20 protein-coding genes and 5 pseudogenes are annotated in these 20420 nt (G+C 70.2%); 15 read left to right on the top strand and 10 right to left on the bottom strand.

Annotated elements, in window-relative coordinates; translation table 11 throughout:
* Positions 1 to 34: 34 nt before the first annotated feature.
* Positions 35 to 161, bottom strand: a pseudogene (locus IF78_RS49490) (MerR family DNA-binding transcriptional regulator); the annotation flags it as partial.
* Positions 162 to 282: 121 nt separating this feature from the next.
* On the opposite strand from IF78_RS49490, the gene IF78_RS50800 reads away from it, so the two are divergent.
* A complete protein-coding gene (locus IF78_RS50800; protein WP_158751290.1) occupies positions 283 to 663 on the top strand; it encodes an ABC transporter substrate-binding protein in 381 nt (126 codons plus the stop codon).
* Positions 656 to 1033, top strand: a complete 378-nt coding sequence (locus IF78_RS0107190; protein WP_031479734.1) for a hypothetical protein — start codon at positions 656 to 658, stop codon at positions 1031 to 1033. The genes IF78_RS50800 and IF78_RS0107190 overlap by 8 nt, the downstream gene beginning before the upstream one ends.
* Before the next feature lie 30 nt (positions 1034 to 1063).
* On the opposite strand, the gene IF78_RS0107195 is transcribed toward IF78_RS0107190, so the two are convergent.
* Entirely contained in the window at positions 1064 to 3331 is a 2268-nt protein-coding gene (locus tag IF78_RS0107195; RefSeq protein WP_078662340.1) for a heavy metal translocating P-type ATPase, read from the bottom strand.
* A 12-nt stretch (positions 3332 to 3343) separates the two neighbouring features.
* A complete protein-coding gene (locus IF78_RS0107200) occupies positions 3344 to 3655 on the bottom strand; it encodes a DUF1490 family protein (RefSeq protein WP_031479738.1) in 312 nt (103 codons plus the stop codon).
* A 247-nt stretch (positions 3656 to 3902) separates the two neighbouring features.
* Here IF78_RS0107200 and IF78_RS0107205 point away from each other — a divergent pair, with 247 nt between their 5' ends.
* Genes IF78_RS0107205 through IF78_RS0107215 form a run of 3 tightly spaced genes read left to right on the top strand, consistent with a single transcriptional unit; the run spans position 3903 to position 6600 of the window.
* Positions 3903 to 4844 (top strand): metal ABC transporter solute-binding protein, Zn/Mn family, encoded by a 942-nt coding sequence (locus tag IF78_RS0107205; RefSeq protein ID WP_031479740.1) that lies wholly within the window; start codon positions 3903 to 3905, stop codon positions 4842 to 4844.
* An 11-nt stretch (positions 4845 to 4855) separates the two neighbouring features.
* On the top strand, positions 4856 to 5722 hold the full coding sequence (locus IF78_RS0107210; RefSeq protein ID WP_031479742.1) for a metal ABC transporter ATP-binding protein: 867 nt from the start codon (positions 4856 to 4858) through the stop codon (positions 5720 to 5722).
* The gene (locus tag IF78_RS0107215) at positions 5719 to 6600 is read left to right on the top strand and encodes a metal ABC transporter permease (RefSeq protein ID WP_031479744.1); all 882 of its coding nucleotides are present in this window, start codon (positions 5719 to 5721) and stop codon (positions 6598 to 6600) included. The genes IF78_RS0107210 and IF78_RS0107215 overlap by 4 nt, the downstream gene beginning before the upstream one ends.
* 172 nt (positions 6601 to 6772) lie before the next feature.
* Here the strand turns inward: IF78_RS0107215 and IF78_RS0107220 are convergent, their stop codons facing one another.
* From IF78_RS0107220 to IF78_RS48285, 4 genes are all read right to left on the bottom strand, one after another.
* The gene (locus IF78_RS0107220) at positions 6773 to 7237 is read right to left on the bottom strand and encodes a Fur family transcriptional regulator (RefSeq protein WP_037639858.1); all 465 of its coding nucleotides are present in this window, start codon (positions 7235 to 7237) and stop codon (positions 6773 to 6775) included.
* Positions 7238 to 7464: 227 nt separating this feature from the next.
* Positions 7465 to 7776: an ArsR/SmtB family transcription factor gene (locus IF78_RS0107230; RefSeq protein ID WP_031479748.1), complete on the bottom strand. Its 312-nt coding sequence runs from the start codon at positions 7774 to 7776 to the stop codon at positions 7465 to 7467.
* An 82-nt stretch (positions 7777 to 7858) separates the two neighbouring features.
* Positions 7859 to 8161 (bottom strand): hypothetical protein, encoded by a 303-nt coding sequence (locus tag IF78_RS0107235; protein WP_031479750.1) that lies wholly within the window; start codon positions 8159 to 8161, stop codon positions 7859 to 7861.
* Between the two features lie 268 nt (positions 8162 to 8429).
* Positions 8430 to 8612, bottom strand: a complete 183-nt coding sequence (locus IF78_RS48285; protein WP_158751292.1) for a hypothetical protein — start codon at positions 8610 to 8612, stop codon at positions 8430 to 8432.
* On the opposite strand from IF78_RS48285, the gene IF78_RS0107240 reads away from it, so the two are divergent.
* From IF78_RS0107240 to IF78_RS0107275, 8 genes and pseudogenes are all read left to right on the top strand, one after another.
* Entirely contained in the window at positions 8611 to 9069 is a 459-nt protein-coding gene (locus IF78_RS0107240) for an SRPBCC family protein (protein ID WP_031479752.1), read from the top strand. The two genes, IF78_RS48285 and IF78_RS0107240, sit on opposite strands and share 2 nt — an antisense overlap.
* 258 nt (positions 9070 to 9327) lie before the next feature.
* The gene (locus IF78_RS0107245; protein WP_031479754.1) at positions 9328 to 10509 is read left to right on the top strand and encodes a PP2C family protein-serine/threonine phosphatase; all 1182 of its coding nucleotides are present in this window, start codon (positions 9328 to 9330) and stop codon (positions 10507 to 10509) included.
* Positions 10510 to 10663: 154 nt separating this feature from the next.
* Complete coding sequence (locus IF78_RS0107255) at positions 10664 to 11227, top strand: dihydrofolate reductase family protein (RefSeq protein WP_031479756.1); 564 nt, start codon at positions 10664 to 10666, stop codon at positions 11225 to 11227.
* A 56-nt stretch (positions 11228 to 11283) separates the two neighbouring features.
* Positions 11284 to 11403 (top strand): annotated as a pseudogene (locus IF78_RS50805) (TetR family transcriptional regulator); the annotation flags it as partial.
* Positions 11399 to 11647 (top strand): annotated as a pseudogene (locus tag IF78_RS47500) (DUF6069 family protein); the annotation flags it as partial. The pseudogenes IF78_RS50805 and IF78_RS47500, both read left to right, overlap by 5 nt.
* 184 nt (positions 11648 to 11831) lie before the next feature.
* Positions 11832 to 13472, top strand: coding sequence for a TlrC/CarA/OleB/SrmB family ABC-F type ribosomal protection protein (locus IF78_RS0107265; RefSeq protein WP_031479760.1), 1641 nt, complete (start codon positions 11832 to 11834; stop codon positions 13470 to 13472).
* A gap of 136 nt (positions 13473 to 13608) precedes the next feature.
* A complete protein-coding gene (locus IF78_RS0107270) occupies positions 13609 to 14175 on the top strand; it encodes a PadR family transcriptional regulator (RefSeq protein WP_031479762.1) in 567 nt (188 codons plus the stop codon).
* A 73-nt stretch (positions 14176 to 14248) separates the two neighbouring features.
* Entirely contained in the window at positions 14249 to 15967 is a 1719-nt protein-coding gene (locus tag IF78_RS0107275; protein WP_031479764.1) for an acyl-CoA dehydrogenase family protein, read from the top strand.
* A 117-nt stretch (positions 15968 to 16084) separates the two neighbouring features.
* Here the strand turns inward: IF78_RS0107275 and IF78_RS0107280 are convergent, their stop codons facing one another.
* Both IF78_RS0107280 and IF78_RS49105 read right to left on the bottom strand, forming a co-directional pair.
* Positions 16085 to 16747, bottom strand: a complete 663-nt coding sequence (locus IF78_RS0107280) for a pyridoxamine 5'-phosphate oxidase family protein (protein WP_031479766.1) — start codon at positions 16745 to 16747, stop codon at positions 16085 to 16087.
* Between the two features lie 53 nt (positions 16748 to 16800).
* Positions 16801 to 17028 carry a TetR-like C-terminal domain-containing protein gene (locus IF78_RS49105; RefSeq protein WP_031479768.1) on the bottom strand — a complete coding sequence of 76 codons (228 nt, stop codon included), beginning with the start codon at positions 17026 to 17028 and terminating at the stop codon, positions 16801 to 16803.
* 163 nt (positions 17029 to 17191) lie between these two features.
* On the opposite strand from IF78_RS49105, the pseudogene IF78_RS45795 reads away from it, so the two are divergent.
* Positions 17192 to 17446, top strand: a pseudogene (locus IF78_RS45795) (SDR family NAD(P)-dependent oxidoreductase); the annotation flags it as partial.
* A pseudogene (locus IF78_RS49495) lies at positions 17445 to 17645 on the top strand (hypothetical protein); the annotation flags it as partial. The pseudogenes IF78_RS45795 and IF78_RS49495, both read left to right, overlap by 2 nt.
* Here the strand turns inward: IF78_RS49495 and IF78_RS0107295 are convergent.
* Positions 17578 to 20316, bottom strand: coding sequence for a SpoIIE family protein phosphatase (locus IF78_RS0107295; RefSeq protein WP_199921383.1), 2739 nt, complete (start codon positions 20314 to 20316; stop codon positions 17578 to 17580). The pseudogene IF78_RS49495 and the gene IF78_RS0107295 overlap by 68 nt on opposite strands.
* Positions 20317 to 20420: the final 104 nt, after the last annotated feature.

Here is a 20420-nt window from a genome sequence, read left to right on the forward strand (position 1 = left end):
GGCGGCCGCGGCCCGGACCCGTGACAGCCACGCAGCCCCGGATGAGTCGCTTACCGGCCTGGTCGCGCTGGGTGCCCACCCCCGGCGTCCGCCCAGCGTCGCGCGGTGTCCGGGCTCACGCCGAGCAGCCGCGCCGCCTGGCCGATCGTGTATGACTGCAGTTGGCGCGAACTCGGGCTGGACGTAGGCGAGTTGCTGGCATCGCCGGTGCCCTGAGCGGGCCGCCTTCCCCGCCATGACCTGTCGACGCTTATTGAAAACCATTTTCGCTACCAGTGTGGTGTGTGCGTCGTATACCCCGCGCATCCGGCTGTCCGGCTGTCCGGCTGCCCGGGCGCAAGGGCGGGAAACTGCGGGCGGCGTTCATCGGGGGGAGCGCGGAGTCCGCCGACCCGACACCCGCCGCGGGCGTCGGTATCGACTACGTGCGCGCCCGCGTCGTCTGGGACACCCTCGGGGAGCTGGACGGCGGAAAGCCGGTGTGGCGGCTGGCGGAGAGCGTCGAGCCCAAACTCCGACGCCACCCAGTGGACCGTACGGATCAGAAAGGGCGTCACCTTCAGCGACGGACGTCAACTCACCGCGAAAGACCTGCTGTTCAGTCTGCGCACGCTCGTCGAGAAGCGGAGCCCGCAGGCCGGGAAGGAGCCTGCGCATGAGTGACGCCGCAGGAGGCCATCGAGACCGGCCCTTCACCCTCGTCGTCTGCGCCGGCTGCGATGACGCCGACGAGGAGGTGATGGACGGCTTGCGCCGAGCGGTGCGGAGCTGCCGCCACGGGATCATGGTCTCCACCGGCTGTCTGGAGTGGTTCCTGCACTGCCGTCGGCAGCGGGGTGTTCACGCGGCCGTGCAGCCGTGCGCGGCGGACCGCAGGCCCACGGGAGCCGTCGTCCGCCTCGGCCCGCTGCGCACCGAGGCCGATGCCGCGGCGGTCGGGGCGTGGCTGCGGGCCGGAATGCCGGACGACGGCACGCTGCCCGACAGGCTGCGCGCGGCACCTGCACCGCGACAGGTCGCCCGCCTCAACTGAGGGACCGCCGCGGTGGCCGAGCCCGCTGGGTCAGCGCACCCGCCGCTCCTCCAGCGGTGCGGCCCGCAGACGTGCGGTGGCGTCCTTCGGCAGATGGGGCGTGTGGCGCACCAGCCGGGCGGAGTTGGCGACCACGGCGATGCTGCTGGTGTTGTGCAGCAGAGCGGCCAGCACGGGGTTGATGGAGCCCCCGGCGCCTGCGATGAGGCCGGCGAGGTTCACACCGATGGCCAGGGTGTAGTTCTGGCGTACGACGCGCAGGGTGTGGCGGCTGAGTTCCACGACGGCGGCGACATTACGCAGGTCGTTGCCGGCCAGGGCGATGTCGGCGGTTTCCAGGGCGACGTGGGAGGAGTGGGCGCCCATGACGATGCCGACGTCGGCGAGGGCGAGTGCGGGGGCGTCGTTGGTGCCGTCGCCGACCATCGCCACGCTGTGGCCCTCGGACTGGAGGTCGCGGATCAGCTGGAGTTTGGCCTCGGGCAGGGCGTGGGCGTGGACCTCGGTGATGCCGAGGGTGTCGGCGACGGACTGGGCGGTCTCGGGGGCGTCGCCGGTGAGCAGCACGATACGGGTGACGCCGAGGTCGGTGAGCTGGCGGACGACGGTGTCGGCTCCGCCGCGTACCGCGTCGGACAGGCCGAGCATGCCGATGAGCCTGTCGTCGTGGGCGAGGCAGATGACGGTCTCGCCGGCGGCGCGCAGTCGGCTCGTCCATTCCTGGGCCACGTCGGTGAGTTCGAGGCCGTGGCGGCGCAGCAGGGCGGGGCTGCCCACGAGCAGGCGGCTGCCGTCGAGTTCGGCGCGTACCCCCATGCCGAGGACGACCTCGCAGGCCTGATGGATCGGGATGTGCAGGTGCTGTTCCTCGGTGCGCCGGACGATGGCTTCGGCGAGCGGGTGTCGTGCGTGCAGTTCGCCGGAGGCCGCGAGGCTCAGTACCTCGTCGGCGGTGACCGTCTCGTCGAGCGTGACCACGCTGGTGACCAGGGGGCGGCCGAGGGTGAGGGTGCCGGTCTTGTCGAAGACCACGGCGGTGACGCGGCCGATGCCTTCCAGGTGGGTGCCGCCCTTGATGAGGGTGCCCCTGCGGGCGCCGTTGCCGATGGCCGCGCTGATCGCGGTGGGGGTGGCCAGGCCCGCGGCGCAGGGGCAGGCGATCAGCAGCATGGTCATCGCCCGCCGGGCGTCCCGGGTGAGGATGTACGTGATCCCGGCGAGGGCGAACGAGACCGGGACGAAGCGGCGGGTGAAGGCGGTGGCGACGGTCTGGATCGGGGCCCGGTCGGCCTGTGCCTCCTCGACCCGGGTGATGATCCGCCCGACGACGGTGTCCTGTCCGACCGAGGTGGCCCGTACGGTCAGGGAGCCGTTGGAGATGAGGGTGCCCGCGTAGACCTCGGTGCCGGGCTGGACGTACACCGGGAGCGCCTCGCCGGTGATCGCCGCCTGGTCCACGAGCGCCTCGCCGGACTCGGCGGTGCCGTCGACGGGGATGCGATGGTGCTCGTAGACCGCGACGACGTCCCCGGTCCTGACCTCCGTCAGATCGACCTCCACCTCCACGCCGTCGCGGACCAGCCAGACCCGCTCCTCGCCGATGGAGAGCAGTTCCTCGATGGCGCGCCGGGTTCGCCGCAGGGTGATGGCCTGCAGGAACTCGCCGATGTTGAGCAGCCACAGCACCATCAGCGCCACGACGTTCTCGCGCAGGACGAGTGAGATCACGGTCGCTGTCGTCACCAGCAGATCGGTGCCCGCGTGGCGTCTGCCGCCGAGGGTGCGTGCGGCGCCGCGGAAGAAGGGCAGCCCGGTGAAGACGGTGACCGCGCCGAGGAAGCCGGCCGAGCCACCGGGGGTCCAGGGGGGCCGGCCGAGCAGGCGTCGCAGGCCCACCAGGGCGAGCACCGCACCGCCGACCACCAGCCGTGCGACCTCGCCGGTGGAGGAGTCGGGCACGGAGCGGCTGGCCCGGGCCGGCACTCCCGGCGGTGGCGCCTCGTCGAGGGCGGCCACCAGTCGGCCGACGTCGACCAGGTCGGGCTGCACCCAGACGATCACGGCGCCGGTGCGGGGAAAGATACGCAGCGCCCGGAAGCCCGGGAGATCGGTGAACCGCTCGTCGACGATTCCGGCGCAGCCGGGCCGCGCCCGCAGCCAGGGGACCAACAGCCGTACGCGTCCCGCGGCGGCGGACCGCACCACCACCCCGGAGCCGGAGCCAGGTTCGGGGACGGGGACGGTGGGGGAGCCGGGGTCGGGCAGGGGAAGGTCGCCGGGTGCGGGCGTGCCGGACATGGCGATGGCCTCTCAGTGCTCGTGGTCGTGGTCGTGCCCCTCGACACCGACCGCCGACGGGGGCGGAGCCTCCTCACCCAGCTGCTCCCTGGCCTCCGCCAGCAGGTCTCCTGCCTTGAGCCGGGCCTCCTCGGCTGCCTCTCCGAGTCGCCGCCCCGTCGTGATGCCGCCGGCGATGCCGCTGACCAGAAGGCGGCGGGCCGCGGGTTTCACGCGGGGGGCGGCCTTGGCGGCTCCCCGCAGGACCAGTACGCCGGCGGTTCCGGACAGGGCGTAGTGCGTGATGCGGCCCACGGCCGCACCGGCGAAAGCGGCGGGATGCATCGTGATCTCCTTCCGCGGAGCGGATTTCCTCCGTCTTCGACGCGGTAAGTCCATTCTCGTCCCGGGGCGGGTATTGCGCATCGGTCGCCCGCCGAAGCTCGAGCGGCGGAGGGTTAATTTCTCGGCAATGATTGTCATATGAAATGGCTGGAAGACGGTCTTGACATCCGTTTCCACCTAGCGTGGTGCTGAAGCCGGGACGAGCCGAGCTCGGCGGACAACTCACCCTGTTGCGGAGGGATCCTCCATGCGCGCGTTCTCGTCCCGGCGCCTCGCCCCGTTGATACCCGTCGTCTCCATGGCCTTCCTGGCTGGTTGCGGCAGTTCGTCGGATACCGGAAGCGACACCGGTGCCGCGCAGAGTCCCGCCGGTTCGTCTGCCATCCCGGTGGTGGCCTCGACGAACGTCTACGGGGACATCGTGGAGCAGATGGGTGACGGGAAGGTGGTGGTCACCTCGATCATCAGCGATCCCGACCAGGACCCGCACTCCTACGAGGCCAACACCCAGAACCAGTTGGCGCTGTCCAAGGCGAAGGTCGTCATCGAAAACGGCGGCGGTTACGACGACTTCATCGACCGCATGCTCAAGAGCAGCGACAACTCGGCCGCCGAGGTGATCAACGCGGTCAAGGTCTCCGGCAAGACCGCACCGGCGGGCGGGGAGCTCAACGAGCACGTCTGGTACGACTTCCCCACGGTCGCCAAGCTCGCCGACCGCATCGCCGCCGCCCTGGCCAAGGCCGACCCGGACGACGCCGCCACCTTCACCGAGAAGGCGAAGGCCTTCAAGGAGAAGCTGACGCCGCTGGAGGCGAAGGAAGCCCAGATCAAGACCGACCACGGCGGCGAGGACGTGGCCATCACCGAGCCCGTGCCGCTGTACATGATCGAGGCGAGCGGGCTCAGGAACGCGACGCCCGAGGCGTTCAGCGAAGCCATCGAGGAAGGCGACGACGTCTCCCCGAGAACACTGCAGGAAACGCTGGCGCTGTTCACTGACAAGAAGGTCAAGGCGCTGGTCTACAACGAGCAGACCTCCGGCCCGCAGACCGAGAAGGCAGAGCAGGCGGCCAAGGCGGCCGGGATTCCCGTCGTCCCCGTGACCGAGACCCTGCCCGAGGGCAAGGACTACGTCGGCTGGATGACCGCCAACGTCGACGCACTCGCGAACGCGCTGGCCAAGTGAGGCGTCCCGACATGTCCGCCGTACCGCGTGCCCGTGAGAACAGGACCGAGGACCGAGATGCGCGCGCCGCGGTGATCAGCCTGCGCGGTGCGGCCCTGTCCTACGGCGAGCGCGTGCTGTGGCAGGACCTCGATCTCGACATCCAGGCAGGGGAGTTCCTGGCCGTGCTCGGACCGAACGGGTCCGGCAAGACCAGCTTCGTGCGCGCCTTGCTCGGTCAACGGCGATTGTCCGCCGGGACGTTGACGGTGCTGGGCAGTCCGCCTCGCAAGGGCAGTCGGCACATCGGCTATGTCCCGCAGCAGGCGACCCTGTCCGCGCAAGCGATGCTGCGCGCAAGGGACCTGGTCCGCTTCGGCATCGACGGGCACGGCTTCGGACCCCGGCTGCGCCTGCGTGCCGTACACCGCCGCGTCGACGAGGTCCTGGAAGCGGTGGGGGCCACCGCGTACGCGGACGTCCCCGTCGGCCTGCTCTCCGGCGGCGAGCGGCAGCGGGTGCGTGTCGGGCAGGCACTGGCGACCGACCCGCGGATCCTGCTGTGCGACGAGCCGCTGCTCTCCCTCGACCTGCACCACCAGCGGGCCGTCACGGAACTCGTGGACGCCCGGCGCCGCTCCCACGCCACGGCGGTGGTGTTCGTGACCCACGAGATCAACCCCGTGCTGGGGCTGGTGGACCGTGTGCTGTACCTGGCCCGCGGCGGCTTCCGGGTCGGCACCCCGGACGAGGTGCTGAACTCCGAGTCGCTGTCGCGGCTGTACGGCACGCAGGTCGACGTCATCCGCGTCCGCGGCCGCATCACGGTGGTGGGCGTGCCCGACGAGGTGGCGGAGCCCCCGCATCACGCTGAACTGCCGCATGAGGTAAGGCCATGACGATCGCCGAGGGGATCTGGCAGCAGATCTTCAACTTCGACAACTACGGCGAACTGCTCGCCCTGGTCCGCAACTCCCTGATCGCCGGCGCCGCGCTCGGTCTGGTCGGCGGCCTGGTGGGGGTCTTCGTCATCATGCGGGACCTGCCGTTCGCCGTGCACGGAATCAGCGAACTGTCCTTCGCCGGCGCCTCGGCCGCGCTGCTGCTGGGCGTGAACATCGTGGGCGGCTCGATCGTCGGCTCGCTGATCGCGGCCGGGGCGATCGGTCTGCTCGGCTCCCGTGCCCGGGACCGCAACTCGGTGATCGGCACCCTCATGCCGTTCGGCCTCGGCCTCGGTGTGCTCTTCCTCGCCCTGTACAAGGGCCGGGCGGCGAACAAGTTCGGCATCCTGACGGGGCAGATCGTCGCGGTCGACACTCCGCAGATGTCCTGGCTGCTCGGTACGTCGGCCGTGGTGCTGGTGGCGCTGGCGGTGATGTGGCGGCCGTTGGCGTTCGCCAGCGCGGACCCGGAGGTGGCCGAGGCGCGGGGCGTCCCCGTGCGGGCGCTGTCGTTCGCCTTCATGCTCGTGCTGGGCCTCGCCGTCGCGCTGTCCGTGCAGATCGTCGGCGCGCTGCTGGTCCTCACGCTCGTGGTCACGCCCGCGGCCGCCGCGGCCAGGGTCACGGCGTCCCCGGTGCTGCTGCCCGTGCTGAGCGTGCTCTTCGCGGTGGTCTCCATCGAGGGCGGAATCCTGCTGGCGCTGGGCAGCAGTATCCCCATCAGCCCATACGTCACGACGATCTCGTTCTCGATCTACCTCGTGTGCAGGCTGGTGGGCGCCTACCGGACCCGACAGTGGGGAGCCGCAAGAACCGCGCCCGAGCTCGGCTAGCCCTCTGACGTGCGGCCCGGCAACGTTGCGGGGGCGCGTGCGGCCGGTGCCACGCTCTTGGGGGCGCTGTTGGTGTTCGGTGCTGAGGAAGGCGGTCCGCAGGTCGTCTTCGGTGATCCGGTCGGCGGGCCGGTGCAGCCGTCGAGGCCGAGCAAGGTGCGCACCGTCTCCTTCAGTTTGCGCAGCTGCGGGCTCGGACCGGGGTGTCCGGGGCGTGCTCCCAGTGGCATGGCGGGTCTCCTTCGTCCCCGGACGGCTGGCAGTCGGCGCAGATGCCGGTGAGTTCGACGGTGTGCTCGACCGCGGCGTAGCCGGTGTCGGCGGCGATGCGTCCGGCCCACTCCTCCACGACGTCCGAGTCCACGGGGCGGCTGCGGCCGCAGGCGCGGCACAGCAGGTAGTGGCGGTGGCCGTCGGCGGGGCGAGTGCGGTAGAGCCGTTCGCCGGCGTCGTCGCGTACGACGTCCGCGCCGCCCGACGCCTCCAGATCGCGCAGGGCGCGATAGACCGTGGTCAGACCGATGCGGACGCCGTCCGCGACGAGCAGGGCGTGCAGATCCTGGGCGGACACGAAGTCCTGGCGGCCCGCGAGTGCACGCATGACAGCCATTCGCTGCCGGGTTGTCCGGCCGCTCATGGCAGATCACCTCCTGGCACTCGCCGGATCGACACTCTCCAGCTTAATGGAAATGATATCCATGTCCGTTCGGAAGGTCTTTGCTGTCGGCCGCGAGGCGGCCGAAGAGGTCGTTGAGCAGTTGCTGGGTTGGCACGTCCACGCCGGTGAACGGCTCGCCCAACGGTGACGGCCGCCCAGCGGGATGCTGGGCGGCCGTCGAGGCGGAGCCGTGCGCGGCGCGATCGCTACTCCTGTGCATGCCGGATGGCGTCCAGCACGATGTGCGCCACGTGGTCGTCCGTGAGGCTGTACTGGATCTCGCGTGCCTGGCGCTGGGCGGTGACGATCCGGGAGGTGCGCAGCACCCTCAGATGCTGGGAGACCAGCGGCTGGCTCACATTCAGGGCGGCCACCAGTTCGTGGACGTACTTCGCGCCGCCGGACAGTTCTCGCACGATGCCCAGCCGTACCGGTGAGGCCAGGGCGCGCAGCAGATCAGTGGCGGCCTGCAAGTCCCGGGCCGGGTCGTCCGTCGGGGAAGGGGGAACCGTTGCCATATGCAGACATTAGCATATGGCAACGATTTCCAGTTCTGGTTCTCGGGTCACCGGCTGACGCGCCGCCGGCCGGGCCGGGATGTCAGTGGTCGTCCCAGTGTCCGTCATGGGCGGCGTGACGGTGGCCGTCGTGCACGTAGTCGGTGTGGTCCTCGTGCGGGATGGCGACGTGACCGCAGCCTTCGCCGTGCTGGTGGTCGTGACCCTCGTGGACGGCGTGACCGCCGGCGGCGCACTCGTCGACGTGGTCGTCATGCACCCGGTGGATGTGGCCGTCGTGCGCGTAGTCGGTGTGGTCGCCGTGGGGGATGGCGACGTGACCGCAGCCCTCGCCGTGGATGTGTGTGTGGGCGTCGTGCGTGCGGTGATCGGTGGCGGTGGTCATGGGGGCTCCTTGCTCTGTGCTCCTGGTTGCCCGTGTTGCTCCGCGGGCTACAGATGTGGACATTAACATATGGCAATTCATGCATGTGTAGTGGGGGTGCCACACGTCCGTTCGGTCATGCGGGAGTTGAGCCTGGAAGGGGGAAACGGAACCGGTACCTGCGGTCTTCGTGCCGATGGCCGCCCACCGGATCTGGGCGGCCGTCATGTCGTCGACTGCTGGTCGGCCGGATGGAGTTCACGGAGCTGCGGGAGGTGCTCGGGAGCCGTCAGGCCACAGCAGGCCGGCCGCCGGCCGTAGTCCGCAGGTTGCCGCCGCCGGAGCGCCGCGTGACGAGCTGCGTTCCCCAGAACCCCGCGTCCTCGGTGTCGCGCCGTTCGCCTCGCGACAGGCCCAGTGGCCCCATAGAGTCGCGGACACGCTGCGACTCCAGCGAGTGAGGAGTGCTCATGTCAGGTCAGTTCGAAGCGACGGTCGAGGTCGATCGACCTGTCGAAGCCGTGTTCGCCTACCTCGCCGACGGACGCAACGATCCGCAGTTCAGCCCCCGCGTGCTCAGGATCGAGCGGGTTCCCGAAACCCCGACCGCCGTGGGTACGGTCTTCCGCAGCACGGTCAAGGACGCCGGGATGAAGACGGCCAGGGAGTTCCGCATCACCGACCTCGAAGCCCCGGTGAGGATCCGATGGGCCGAGGTGTCCAAGAACAGCGTTACGGCCCGGGAAGGCGGCTACGACTTGGAGCCGCTGCCGGACGGTAGGACTCGGGTCCGCATCTTCAACGTTCTGGAAGGCCATGGCCTTGGCAAGCTCCTCGTCGGCCTGGCGCTCGCTGCCGCACGCAAGGATGCCGACAGCTTCGGCGCACGGATCAAGGCAGCGGCTGAAGCTGCGATCGATTCGCGCTGACTCTCCTCAGAAAGGCCGACCAGGCAGGGCGGTGCAGGCAGTGAGTCCTTCGGCAACTCACGGGTTGCACATCTGTGCGGCGTTGTCGGCACATGGCCGGGACCGCGCCGCCCGCCCCGCGCCGTGACCTGCAGAGCCGAAGACTTCCTGATCTCCGTCTGATCCAGTCGCCGCGCGGGCCACCGGCCTCGATGTGAGACTGCTGAACGACGCGACCGAACCACGCGCGCGTGCAGCGGCCCGACGAGAGGAGACGAGGTGGTGACGGCAGAGCCCGGTGACGGTCTCCTGGAGGATTTCCTCGCTGAGCCGAAGAACTCGGCGCTGGACCTGTCCACCGCGGTGGTCCGCTGTGCCAAGGCCCTGGGGCTGCAACAGGCGGTGGTCTACCTCGCCGACCTGCAGCAGCGCCAGCTGGTCCCGTTGACCGATGTGGCCTCCGCGCTGCCGATCGACGACTCGCTTGCCGGCTGGGCGTATCGAACCCAGTCCCTGCGCCTGGAGGAGTCCGAGGCCGGCGGCATCACGACCTGGCTCCCACTGGTGGACGGCGCCGAGCGGCTCGGCGTACTGGCGGTGCACTCCCCGACCCTGACACCGCTCTCGCTGCGCCGCAGCCGCACGCTCTCCACGCTGCTCGCCATGATGATCACGTCCAAGCGGGCGTACAAGGATTCCTTCGTACGGCGGACCCGCACCGAACCGATGCAGCTTCCCGCCGAGATGCTGCGCGCCTTCCTGCCGCCCCGAACGATCGGCACGGCGCACGTCGTGTCCACGGCCGTACTGGAACCCGCCTACGAACTCGGTGGCGACGCATTCGACCACTCCCTGACCGAGACCACACTGCACGCCGCCGTCCTCGACGCCATGGGCCACAACCTGGCCTCGGGACTGACCACCGCGGTGTCACTGGCCGCCTGCCGTAACGCCCGGCGCACCGGGGCCGACCTGCCGGAACTGGTGCAGAGCGTGGACGACGCCCTGTCGCGGTGGCTCCCCGACCAGTTCTGCACCGGCGTCCTCACCCAACTGGACCTGGCGAGCGGCGTGCTGCGCTGGATCAACTGCGGACACCCCGCGCCGCTGCTCATCCGTGACCAGCGCCTGCTCGTCGATGCCATGGAACGGGATGCCGATCCGCCGATGGGGCTGCCGTCCCTGTTCGCCGAGCGCCCGCGGCACACGCATGAGATCGCCCTGCAGCCCGGCGACCGGGTGCTGCTCTACACCGACGGAGTCACCGAGTCCCGTACTCGGGATGGTGACCTGTTCGGTCTGGAGCAGTTCACCAACTACATCATCCGGGCCACCGCCGCGGGCGAGTTGGCGCCGGAAACCCTTCGGCGGCTGATCCACTCGATCCTGGACGCTCAGCCCGGCAGCCTTCGGGACGACGCGACGATGCTGCTGTTCGAGTGGTGGCCGCCCGCACGGTGAGTCGGCTACGGCTGCCTACGGGCGCCCGCCAAGCCGATGCCGCGAAGGTGAGGCCCCTCGACCATCCGGCGCTCCAGTTCGGCGAGCGCGTCGAGCGTGCCGTCAGCGGCGTCCGGGGTCGTACTGTCGAACCCGTTACCGAGGAGGACTGCTGATGCGCAGCGTGACCTATTCGATGAACGTCTCACTTGACGGCTTCATCGTCGGGCCGGACGACGACTTCAACTGGACGGAGCCCGACGAGGAGACTTTTCGCTCCTGGATCGACGAGATTCGACTGGTCGGCGTCCACCTGTTGGGGCGACGGCTGTACGAGACGATGCTGTACTGGGAGACCGCCGACCAGGATCCGTCACTCGACGACTCAAGGCTCGAGTGGGCCGCGCTCTGGAAGCCGCTCCCAAAGGTGGTGTTCTCGACCACGCTGTCGGCGGTGCAGGGCAATGCCCGTCTGGCCTCCGGCGACCTGGCGGAGGAGATCGAGCGGTTGCGAGCCGAGCCGGGGGAGGGTGACATCGCGATCGGCGGCGCGACTCTCGCCGCCGAGGCGGCCGCGTTGGGTCTGATCGACGAGTACCGGGTCAGGGTCCACCCGGTGTTGGTCGGTGGTGGCATTCCGTTCTTTCCCCAGCGCGAGCGCCGGGTGGATCTCGAACTCGTCGAGACGCGCACCTTTGGCTCGAAAGTCGTCTACCTCCGCTACCGCGTGGCGCGCTAGCCGGCTCGTCCGCCGCTCCTTTTCGCCGACAAGGACGAGTTGCTGCAGCCTGCATGGCCGAGGCGCTGCAGGCGCACATGTCCAGGATGGGCGCGATCCTCGGCTCGCTGGGGTATGGCGGCGGCAAGCACCCCGGCACGGTGCGCGGCGCGGGCCGCGACGAGTCGACGACCCGGGGTGGCCGGCGCCGTACCGGCCGTGTCCTTCCTGCCGTTCATCGGCGACGGCATGGACGGCGGCACTCGGGTCTCCCTCGCTCTGATGCACATTGCGGTGGCGGCGGTGCTGATCCCAGGGCTGGGCGGGAGGTTCCCCGGGGCGGGAGCCGGTGCCACTGGGGGTGACCGCCGGCACCAAGTGCGCCGCGGACAGCGCCAGATGGAGGCAACCCTGCTGGAGCGTCGCACGACCGGTCGTTGATACGAGACGTATCGTCTTGCCAATCCCTCCGTCTTGCCGTACCGTCCTCCGCATGGGTTCCCTGTGAGATAGCCGGCGCCGATGGCGTAGAGCACCGCTCCGCCATCGCCGCGCCCCACCGTGCCCTCTCATCCACCCGATCCGGCCCGGGCCACCGAAGCCCGCGGCAAGGAGGGACCCGTTCATGCGCAGCTCACAACTCACCCTTCACCACGTCACCAAGCGCTATCCCGGCCGGACCGTCCTCGACCAGGTGTCCTTCACTCTGAAGCCGGGCGACAAGGCCGGGCTCATCGGTGAGAACGGTTCCGGCAAGTCCACCCTTCTGCGGCTCATCGCGGGCCAGGAACGCCCGGACAGCGGCGAGTTGACCGTCACCGCCGTCGGCGGCATCGGCTACCTGCCGCAGACCATCCCCCTGCCCCTGACCGCCACCGTCCAGGATGCCGTCGACCTGGCTCTCGCGGACCTGCGTGCACTGGAGGCGGAGCTGCGCCGGGCCGAGCAGGCACTCGGCGACGGCGCGGACCCGATGGCGCTCGCCGCGTACGCCGACATTCTCCAGCGCTACGAGGCGCGCGAGGGCTACGACGCCGACCACCGCGTCGACCTCGCCCTGCACCATCTCGGCCTGCCCGCCCTCCGCCGCGACCGCCGGCTCGGCACCCTCTCCGGTGGCGAACGCTCAAGGCTGGCCCTGGCCGCGGTCCTCGCCGGCCGCCCGGAGCTGCTGCTCCTGGACGAGCCGACCAACGACCTGGACGACCAGGCCGTTCAGTGGCTGGAGGCGCAACTGCGGGCGCACTGCGGCACGGTGCTCGCGGTCACCCACGACCGTGTCTTCCTGGAGCGCCTCACCTCCACGGTCCTGGAGGCCGAGGCGGGAAAGGTCACCCGGTACGGAGACGGCTACGCCGGCTACCGCACCGCCAAGGCCGCGGAACGCCGCAGCCGACTTCAGGAGTACCAGGAGTGGCGTGCCGAGCTGGCCCGCAATGAACGGCTGGCCGCCGGCCACGCGGTTCGCCTCGACGGCATTCCGCGCAAGGCCCCGCTGGCCAACTTCGGCCACGGCGGCTTCAGGGCGCGCGGCCGGGCGCACGGCGCGATGGCCCGTATCCGCAATGCCCGCGAGCGGGTCGACCGGCTGACGGCGAACCCGGTCGTGCCGCCACCGCAGCCGCTGACCTTCACCGCGCGCATCGAGACGGCGGGGGCCGGCGCAGATGAGTCAGCGGCGCAGCTCCCCTCCGTACAGCTGTCGGGCGTACGCGTAGGAGACCGCCTGCACCTGGACTCCCTCACCCTCGGCCGCTCCGGCCGGCTGCTGGTCACCGGTCCCAACGGCGCCGGCAAGACCACGCTGCTGAAGCTGCTCGCAGGGGAGTTGCGGCCCGATGAGGGCTCGGTGCGGGTGCCGGGGCGGGTGGGTCATCTACGTCAGGAGGAGACGCCTTGGCCGCCGGACCTGACGGTGGTGGAGGCGTTCGCGCTGGGCCGGGTGGGCTCCGCCGACGAGCACGCGCACGCCCTGCTGGCCCTCGGGCTCTTCCGCCCGGCAGAGCTCCGACTGCGCATCGGCGAGTTGTCATACGGCCAGCGCCGCCGCGTGGACCTCGCACGGCTGGTGTCCGAGCCCGCCGATCTCCTGCTGCTCGACGAACCGACCAACCACGTCTCCCCAGCGCTGGTCGAAGAACTGCAGGCCGCGCTGGCCCAGTACGCGGGCGCTGTCGTCCTCGTCACGCATGATCGCGCGTTGCGTACACGGTTCGGGGGTGAGCGTCTGCATGTGCCGGAGTCGGCCTGGGTCCGCTCGGGATGACGGCCGTGCGGCGGGCGGCTTGGCACCGGCCACGCGGGTGCGGTGGGCGAGCCGTCCGCCACCGCACCGCGTGAGCCCTGTCTCACCCGGCCGGCACCCCTTGGCTATGCAACGAGTTGCATAGCAGGATCGAGGGATGGCGCTCGAGCACGCGATCCTCGTCTCCCTGCTGGAGAAGCCGGGCTCCGGCTATGAGCTGGCCCGGCGGTTCGAACGGTCCATCGGATACTTCTGGACCGCCACGCACCAGCAGATCTACCGCGTTCTCAAGCGCATGGAGAGCGACGGTCTGCTCGCCGTGCGCGCGTTGCCGCAGCAGAGTCGGCCGGACAAGAAGGAGTACTCCGTCGTGGGCCCCGGCCGCGCCGCCCTCTCCCAGTGGCTGCACGAACCGATCGAACCCGAGAGCATCCGGCACGAGCTCGCCGTGAAGATCCGGGGTGCGGCCTTCGACGACCCGTCCGTGCTGATCCGTGAGGTCGAACGGCACCGCCAGGTGCACAGCGACCGGCTAGCGCACTATCTCGCCGGGGAACTGCGCGACTTCACCGGCCCGACGGCCCTCACCCCGCTCGACGCCGGTCAGGAGCTGCAGCATGTCGTGCTGCGCGGCGGCATCGCGTTCGAGCGGATGACGATCGCCTGGCTCGACGACGTACTCGAAACCCTCCGCCGGCTCGGCACGCCACACCCGGACAGCTGAACTGTCGGCTGCCGCTGCCGGCATTCCGCAGCCTTCACCCTCATCACCCTCAACCCTCGGAAGGCGGACCTCCATGGCCGACTCCCTCCTGTTCAACCCGCGCACGTACGACCCGGCGCAGTTCGACCCCGAGACCCGCAGGTTGCTGCGGGCCACCGTCGACTGGTTCGAGGACCGCGGCAAGCGCAGGCTCATCGAGGACTACCGTTCCCGCGCCTGGCTGGCCGATTTCCTCGCGTTCGCCGCCAAGGAAGGCCTGTTCGCCACCTTCCTCACCCCGGCGTCCGCCGCCGCCCACAAGGACCAGCGCTGGGACACGGCCCGGATCGCCGCGCTCAACGAGATCTTCGGTTTCTACGGTCTCGACTACTGGTACGCATGGCAGGTGACCATCCTCGGTCTCGGACCGGTCTGGCAGAGCGACAACACCGCGGCCCGCACCCGCGCGACGGAACTCCTCGCCCAGGGTGAGGTGTTCGCCTTCGGCCTCTCCGAGAAGACCCATGGCGCCGACATCTACTCCACCGACATGCTGCTGACGCCGGACGGCAACGGCGGCTTCAGGGCGACGGGTTCCAAGTACTACATCGGCAACGGCAACGCCGCCGGGCTCGTCTCGGTCTTCGGCCGACGCACCGACATCGAGGGCCCGGACGGCTACGTCTTCTTCGCCGCCGACAGCCGCCACCCGGCCTATGACCTCGTGAAGAACGTCGTCGACTCCTCGAAGTACGTCAGCGAGTTCCGCCTCGCCGACTACCCGGTCGGCCCGGACGACGTCCTGCACACGGGCCGCGCCGCCTTCGACGCCGCCCTCAACACCGTCAACGTCGGCAAGTTCAATCTCTGCACCGCCTCGATCGGCATCTGCGAGCACGCGATGTACGAGGCGGTCACCCACGCGCACAATCGCATCCTGTACGGCCGCCCCGTCACCGCCTTCCCGCACGTGCGCCGCGAGTTGGCCGACGCCTACGTCCGCCTCGTCGGCATGAAGCTGTTCAGCGACCGCGCCGTCGACTACTTCCGCGCCGCCTCGCCGGACGACCGCCGCTACCTGCTCTTCAACCCGATGACGAAGATGAAGGTGACCACGGAGGGCGAGAAGGTCATCGACCTGATGTGGGACGTCATCGCCGCCAAGGGCTTCGAGAAGGACACCTACTTCGCCGAGGCCGCCGTCGAGATCCGAGGGCTGCCCAAGCTCGAAGGCACGGTGCACGTCAACCTCGCGCTGATCCTCAAGTTCATGCGCAACCACCTCCTGCACCCGGCCGAGTTCGCGCCCGTGCCGACCCGCCTCGACGCGGCCGACGACACGTTCCTCTTCGAGCAGGGACCGGCCCGTGGCCTCGGCTCCGTGCGCTTCCACGACTGGCGTCCCGCCTACGACGCATACGCCGGCGTGCCGAACGTCGCCCGCTTCCGGGAGCAGGCCGACGCCCTGTGCGAGTTCGTCACCACCGCGGCCCCCGGCGAGGAGCAGAGCCGCGACCTCGACCTTCTCCTCGCCGTCGGCCAACTGTTCGCGCTGGTCGTGCACGGCCAGCTGATCCTGGAGCAGGCCCGCCTGACGGACCTCGACGAGGACGTGCTCGACGAGCTGTTCTCCGTCCTCGTCCGCGACTTCTCCGCCTTCGCCGTCGAGCTCTACGGCAAGGACTCCGCCACTGCGGATCAGCAGAGCTGGGCACTGGGTGCGGTTCGGCGCCCCGTCATCGACGAAGCACGTTCGCAGCGCGTCTGGGAGCGGGTGGAGGCACTGTCCGGGGCGTACGAGATGGCGCCCTGACAGCGCGCCCGGGGCCTCGTCGACACGTGAGGGTCATGGTCCCTGGGAGCAGTGACGCCCATGCCGTGGCCTCCGCGCGACCTGCCGCGCGGAGGCCACGGTGTACGTGGTGCCGGGTCAATCCCTGCCCGGCAGCGCTCGGGTGTGAGTTCCCGCCGTCTGCTCGCCCTCGTACGTCGGGGACTGGTGCTCGGCGCGGGGCGCGAAGTAGTCGGCATCCTTCGGCCGCTGGGCGCCCGGGCGTGGACGCGGTGCCGGCTCGAGATGAGGTATGTGCTTGGAGCAGTGCACATACGCCTCCTCCACCGTGATGTGCACCCAGAATTCGGGCCTGCGTCCTGGAGCGGTGTCCACCGGAAGGTGGGGGTAGGCCCGGCGCTGTTCCTCGTCCCGGTGGAGCCGAGCCGCGCCATTGACGTGGAGGCCGATGTGGTCATGGGTGAAGTCGACGAAGAGCAGGCCGATATGCGGGTTCTCGGTGATGTTCCCGGCACTGGCGAGGACCCCGTTCCCACGGTACTCGGGGTAGGTGAGGGTGCCGTCGTCCAGCACGGTGACGAAGCCGGGGGGACCGGCACGGAATGTGACGTCACAGGCGCCGCCGGCGTCCGACGTGGACAGGAACGCCATGGTCTGCCGCCCTATGAAGTCCGCCATCTGCGGGGTCAGACGGGTCTGCACCTGGCGGTCGTAGAAGGTGGCGGCCTGCTCGGCCGTGCCGAGAAGGTGTTGCAGGCGGCGCTCGCCGACGGAGCCGGTGGACTCGTAGGTGTGGTTCACGGGACGCGCTGCCTTCCTATGGCCTTCAGTGGGGCGTGGGGAGCGACGGCACTCTAACGCTGGATGGAGCACGGTGTCGTGGCCGGTACAGGTGAGCGACTCGCGATCTCGGTCGGTGTGCCCGGGCATCCGCGCCGCAGCCAGTCGGTGGCCACGCCGATGAGTGCGCCGGCGACGAACGCCGCGGGGACGTCGTGCGGGATGCCGGAGGGGTCCGCGGTGTCCGGCGATGCGGAGTCGTGCGGGGTGGGAAGCTGCCCGGAGGCGTGGGCGGCCGCCATGGTGCGCAGGCGTACGTGTTCGATGACGCGGGCGCTTCCCGTCGGTCCGAGGAGCGGTTCTCCTCGGACCGGTCGACGACGTCGGCGACGCTGATCTGGGAAATATCCCGCTCCTCGACGAGGTCGGTCAGCGCGCGCTGCAGCGCCGCGCGGGTGTGCCGCACGCGTCGATCGCCCGGCGGGTGTCCGCGTCGTGGGCGCCGCCCGCACCATCACGCCCGAGCTGAAGGAAACCGGCGCGCACGCGGTGGCGGCCGATCTGAGCACCGCGGAGGGAGTCTCCGCCCTCATCGACAGCGCGCTCGCCGAGCTGGGCGGCATCGACCTGCTGGTGAACAACGTGGGAGGCGGGGACGGGGCGACGGTCGGGTTCCTCGATGTCGACGACACCGAGTGGGCCGGCGCGTTCGACCTCAACGGACGCCGTGCCGCCGGCCACTCATGCCAGGACCCAGGGCATGGTCGACGTCTCCGTCGCCATCGCCGGCGCCACCGGGGGCTTGAGCTCCGCCCTCGTCGTGTCCGCCGCCGGCTTTCCGGTCCTCGCCCTCAGTCGGCTGCCTCGTCGCCCGGGGGCGTGTGTGCGTCGGCCGGTGTCGGGGCGGGCCGCTGGGTGACCTCGGGCAGCGCCTGTTCGGCCCAGATCACCTTGCCCTGTGGGGTGTACCGGGTGCCCCAGCGCTCAGCCATCTGCGACACCAGGAACAGGCCCCGGCCTCCCTCGTCCGTCGTCGCGGCGTACCGCAGATGCGGTGAGGTACTGCTGCCGTCGGCCACCTCGCAGATCAGCGTACGGTCGCGGATCAGCCGTACATGGATCGGCCCGGCGCCGTAGCGAATGGCGTTGGTGATCAGCTCGCTGAGGATGAGTTCCATGGTGAAGCCGAACTCCGCCAAGCCCCACGCTTCGAGCCTCTGCGAGACAGCGTCGCGCATACCGGCGACGGCGGCCGGGTCCCGGGGTACATCCCAGTCGGCGATCCGGTCGCGCGGCAGTTCCCGGGTGCGGGCGACGAGCAGGGCGACGTCGTCCTTGGGACGCCCGGGGAGCAGGCTGTCCAGGACGGCCTGGCAGGTCTCCTCGGGCGGGCGGCCGGGGTGGCCCGTGAGCGCATCGCGCAGCAGTTCCATTCCGACGTCCAGGTCGCGCCTGCGGTCCTCGATGAGACCGTCGGTGTACAGGACGAGCTGGCTTCCCTCCGCGAGGCACAGCTCCGCGGTCTGGAACGGCATGCCGCCGAGGCCCAGGGGCGGACCGGCGGGCACGTCCGGGAAGGTGACGGTCCCGTCGGGCTGGACCAGCGCGGGCGCCAGATGCCCCGCGCGCGCCATGACGTAGCGGCGCGTCACGGGGTCGTAGATCCCGTACAGGCAGGTGGCGCCCACGACGCCCGCCGCACTCTCCGCCGCCTCGTTCTGGTCGATGCCCCCGACCAGGTCGTCCAGGTGGCTCAGCAGCTCGTCGGGAGGCAGATCGAGGGTGGAGAAGTTGTGTACCGCGGTCCGCAGCCGTCCCATCGTGGCGGCGGCGTGCAGGCCGTGGCCGACCACATCGCCGACGGCCAGCGCCACCCGGCTCCCCGGCAGGGGAATCACGTCGAACCAGTCACCGCCCACACCCGACTGGGCGGGAAGGTAGCGGTAGGCGATGTCGAGGGCGTTCTGCTCGGGCATGGCCTGCGGCAGCAGGCTGCGCTGGAGGGTGACGGCCAGGGTGTGCTCGCGGGTGTATCGGCGGGCATTGTCGATGCTGGTCGCGGCGCGGGCCACCAGCTCCTCCGCCAGTGACAGGTCCTCCTCGTCGAAGGGCTCGTGCTGCTGCGCGCGCCAGAAGTTGGCCATGCCCAGCACGACGCCACGGGCCTGGATGGGGGCGGTGATCAGGGAATGGATGCCGTAGTCGATGATCGCCTTGGCACGCTCGGGGTCCTGCACGCGCCAGTCCATGGCGGTCGGCAGATCGCTCACCAACTGGGAGCGGCCGCTGCCGTAGCCGCGCGCCTGGGGCGTGGCGGGAAGGTAGTCGAAGAGCCGGCCCTGTTCGGAGAGCGGATGGTCGTCCCGGATGCCGCACACGGCCGCGCGTCGCATGTCCGTCGCCGTGGGAGCCGGCTCCTCGCCGTGCAGGACCGCGTCGGCCAGGTCCACGGTGACGAAGTCCGCGAAGCGAGGAATGGGGACCCGCGCCAGATCGTCGGCGGTGCGCAGCACGTCCAGGGTGGTACCGATACGCAGTCCGGCGTCGTACAGCAGCCTGAGCCGCTCCCGTGCCACCTCCGCCCTGCCGGTCACCGCCTGCAGCTCGGTGGAGTCGCGTAGCGTCACCACCGTTCCCTTGGGGCCTCCCTCACGATCCGTGGGCCGTTGGTTGACCGCGAGCAGCCGCTCTCCCGCGAGGTGCACCTCGTCGGTGGCCTCGCGCCCGGAGGCGAGCAGCGCCTTCGTCTCGGGATCGAGGCCCGGCAGTTGCGAGACGAGCCGCCCCTCGACGTCCGGGGGCAGCTCCAGCAGTCGTCTGGCCTCGTCGTTCGCCAGCATCACGCGCCCGTCGGCGGCCACGATCAGCACGCCTTCCCGAACGGAGTGGAGCACCGTGTCGTGGTGCTCGTACATCAGGGTCATCTCGTCCGGGGCCAGGCTGTGTGTCTGCCGCCGCAGCCGCCTGCCCACCAGCGCCGTCACGCCGGTGGACAACACGAGCGCGCCAGCCCCGGCGCCCAGGATGATCGGCAGTTGCCGGGCCAGCTGACTCTCGACGCTCTTGACCTTCATCCCGGCCGAGACGAGGGCCACCACCTCGCCGTCGTCGTTGTCGATCGGGACCGTGGCCTGCACCTCGCGACCGAGCGGGCCGTTGACGTTCTCCACGTAGACCTTGCCCGCCAGCGACGGCCCGATCTCGCCCACGAACCGCTTTCCGATGCGGTCCGGCAAGGGGTGCGTGTACCGGATGCCCTCGGTGTTCATGACCACGATGAAGTCGACGCCGGCGGCCCGGCGTGCCGCCTCGGTGAGCGGCTGGAGAATCTTGCTGGGATCCGGGGTCTGCAATGCCTCCAGGACGCCTGGTGAGTGCGCGAAGGTCTGCGCCACGGCCGTGGAGCGGCGCCTGGCCTCGGCGCTGGTGTCCCGCTCCGACTGCAGGATGAGGGCGAAGACGCCGCAGGTGACGAGCAGCACCACCAGAGCCACTTGGAAAACCAACACCTGGCCGGCCACGCTCCGCGTGCTCCTGCTGATCAGGCGCTTAACCGATAGGTGTCGAAAACGGGCGAAACGGCTCGCCATGCGACCTTTCTAACATCGGTGATCCCCGGTGGCCAGGGCTCGCGCAACCCTTGTTCGGCTGACCTCGGGCGTCCATGCGGTCATGCGTTGCGTCACCTCGGCTC

The organism is Streptomyces bicolor, from assembly GCF_000719285.1.
Classification (GTDB): Bacteria; Actinomycetota; Actinomycetes; order Streptomycetales; family Streptomycetaceae; genus Streptomyces; species Streptomyces bicolor.

Excerpts from the sequence above, each read along its gene's own strand:
- IF78_RS49105 (WP_031479768.1), bottom strand. The coding sequence starts at position 17,028 with ATGGCGGCCGCCCACGCCTCCGGGCAGCTTCCCACCCCGCACGACTCC.
- IF78_RS0107205 (WP_031479740.1), top strand. The coding sequence starts at position 3,903 with ATGCGCGCGTTCTCGTCCCGGCGCCTCGCCCCGTTGATACCCGTCGTC.
- IF78_RS0107240 (WP_031479752.1), top strand. The coding sequence starts at position 8,611 with ATGTCAGGTCAGTTCGAAGCGACGGTCGAGGTCGATCGACCTGTCGAA.
- IF78_RS0107210 (WP_031479742.1), top strand. The coding sequence starts at position 4,856 with ATGTCCGCCGTACCGCGTGCCCGTGAGAACAGGACCGAGGACCGAGAT.
- IF78_RS0107295 (WP_199921383.1), bottom strand. The coding sequence starts at position 20,316 with ATGGCGAGCCGTTTCGCCCGTTTTCGACACCTATCGGTTAAGCGCCTG.
- IF78_RS0107270 (WP_031479762.1), top strand. The coding sequence starts at position 13,609 with ATGGCGCTCGAGCACGCGATCCTCGTCTCCCTGCTGGAGAAGCCGGGC.
- IF78_RS0107235 (WP_031479750.1), bottom strand. The coding sequence starts at position 8,161 with ATGACCACCGCCACCGATCACCGCACGCACGACGCCCACACACACATC.
- IF78_RS0107190 (WP_031479734.1), top strand. The coding sequence starts at position 656 with ATGAGTGACGCCGCAGGAGGCCATCGAGACCGGCCCTTCACCCTCGTC.
- IF78_RS0107275 (WP_031479764.1), top strand. The coding sequence starts at position 14,249 with ATGGCCGACTCCCTCCTGTTCAACCCGCGCACGTACGACCCGGCGCAG.
- IF78_RS0107220 (WP_037639858.1), bottom strand. The coding sequence starts at position 7,237 with ATGAGCGGCCGGACAACCCGGCAGCGAATGGCTGTCATGCGTGCACTC.
- IF78_RS0107265 (WP_031479760.1), top strand. The coding sequence starts at position 11,832 with ATGCGCAGCTCACAACTCACCCTTCACCACGTCACCAAGCGCTATCCC.
- IF78_RS48285 (WP_158751292.1), bottom strand. The coding sequence starts at position 8,612 with ATGAGCACTCCTCACTCGCTGGAGTCGCAGCGTGTCCGCGACTCTATG.
- IF78_RS0107230 (WP_031479748.1), bottom strand. The coding sequence starts at position 7,776 with ATGGCAACGGTTCCCCCTTCCCCGACGGACGACCCGGCCCGGGACTTG.
- IF78_RS0107200 (WP_031479738.1), bottom strand. The coding sequence starts at position 3,655 with ATGCATCCCGCCGCTTTCGCCGGTGCGGCCGTGGGCCGCATCACGCAC.
- IF78_RS0107215 (WP_031479744.1), top strand. The coding sequence starts at position 5,719 with ATGACGATCGCCGAGGGGATCTGGCAGCAGATCTTCAACTTCGACAAC.
- IF78_RS0107255 (WP_031479756.1), top strand. The coding sequence starts at position 10,664 with ATGCGCAGCGTGACCTATTCGATGAACGTCTCACTTGACGGCTTCATC.
- IF78_RS0107195 (WP_078662340.1), bottom strand. The coding sequence starts at position 3,331 with ATGTCCGGCACGCCCGCACCCGGCGACCTTCCCCTGCCCGACCCCGGC.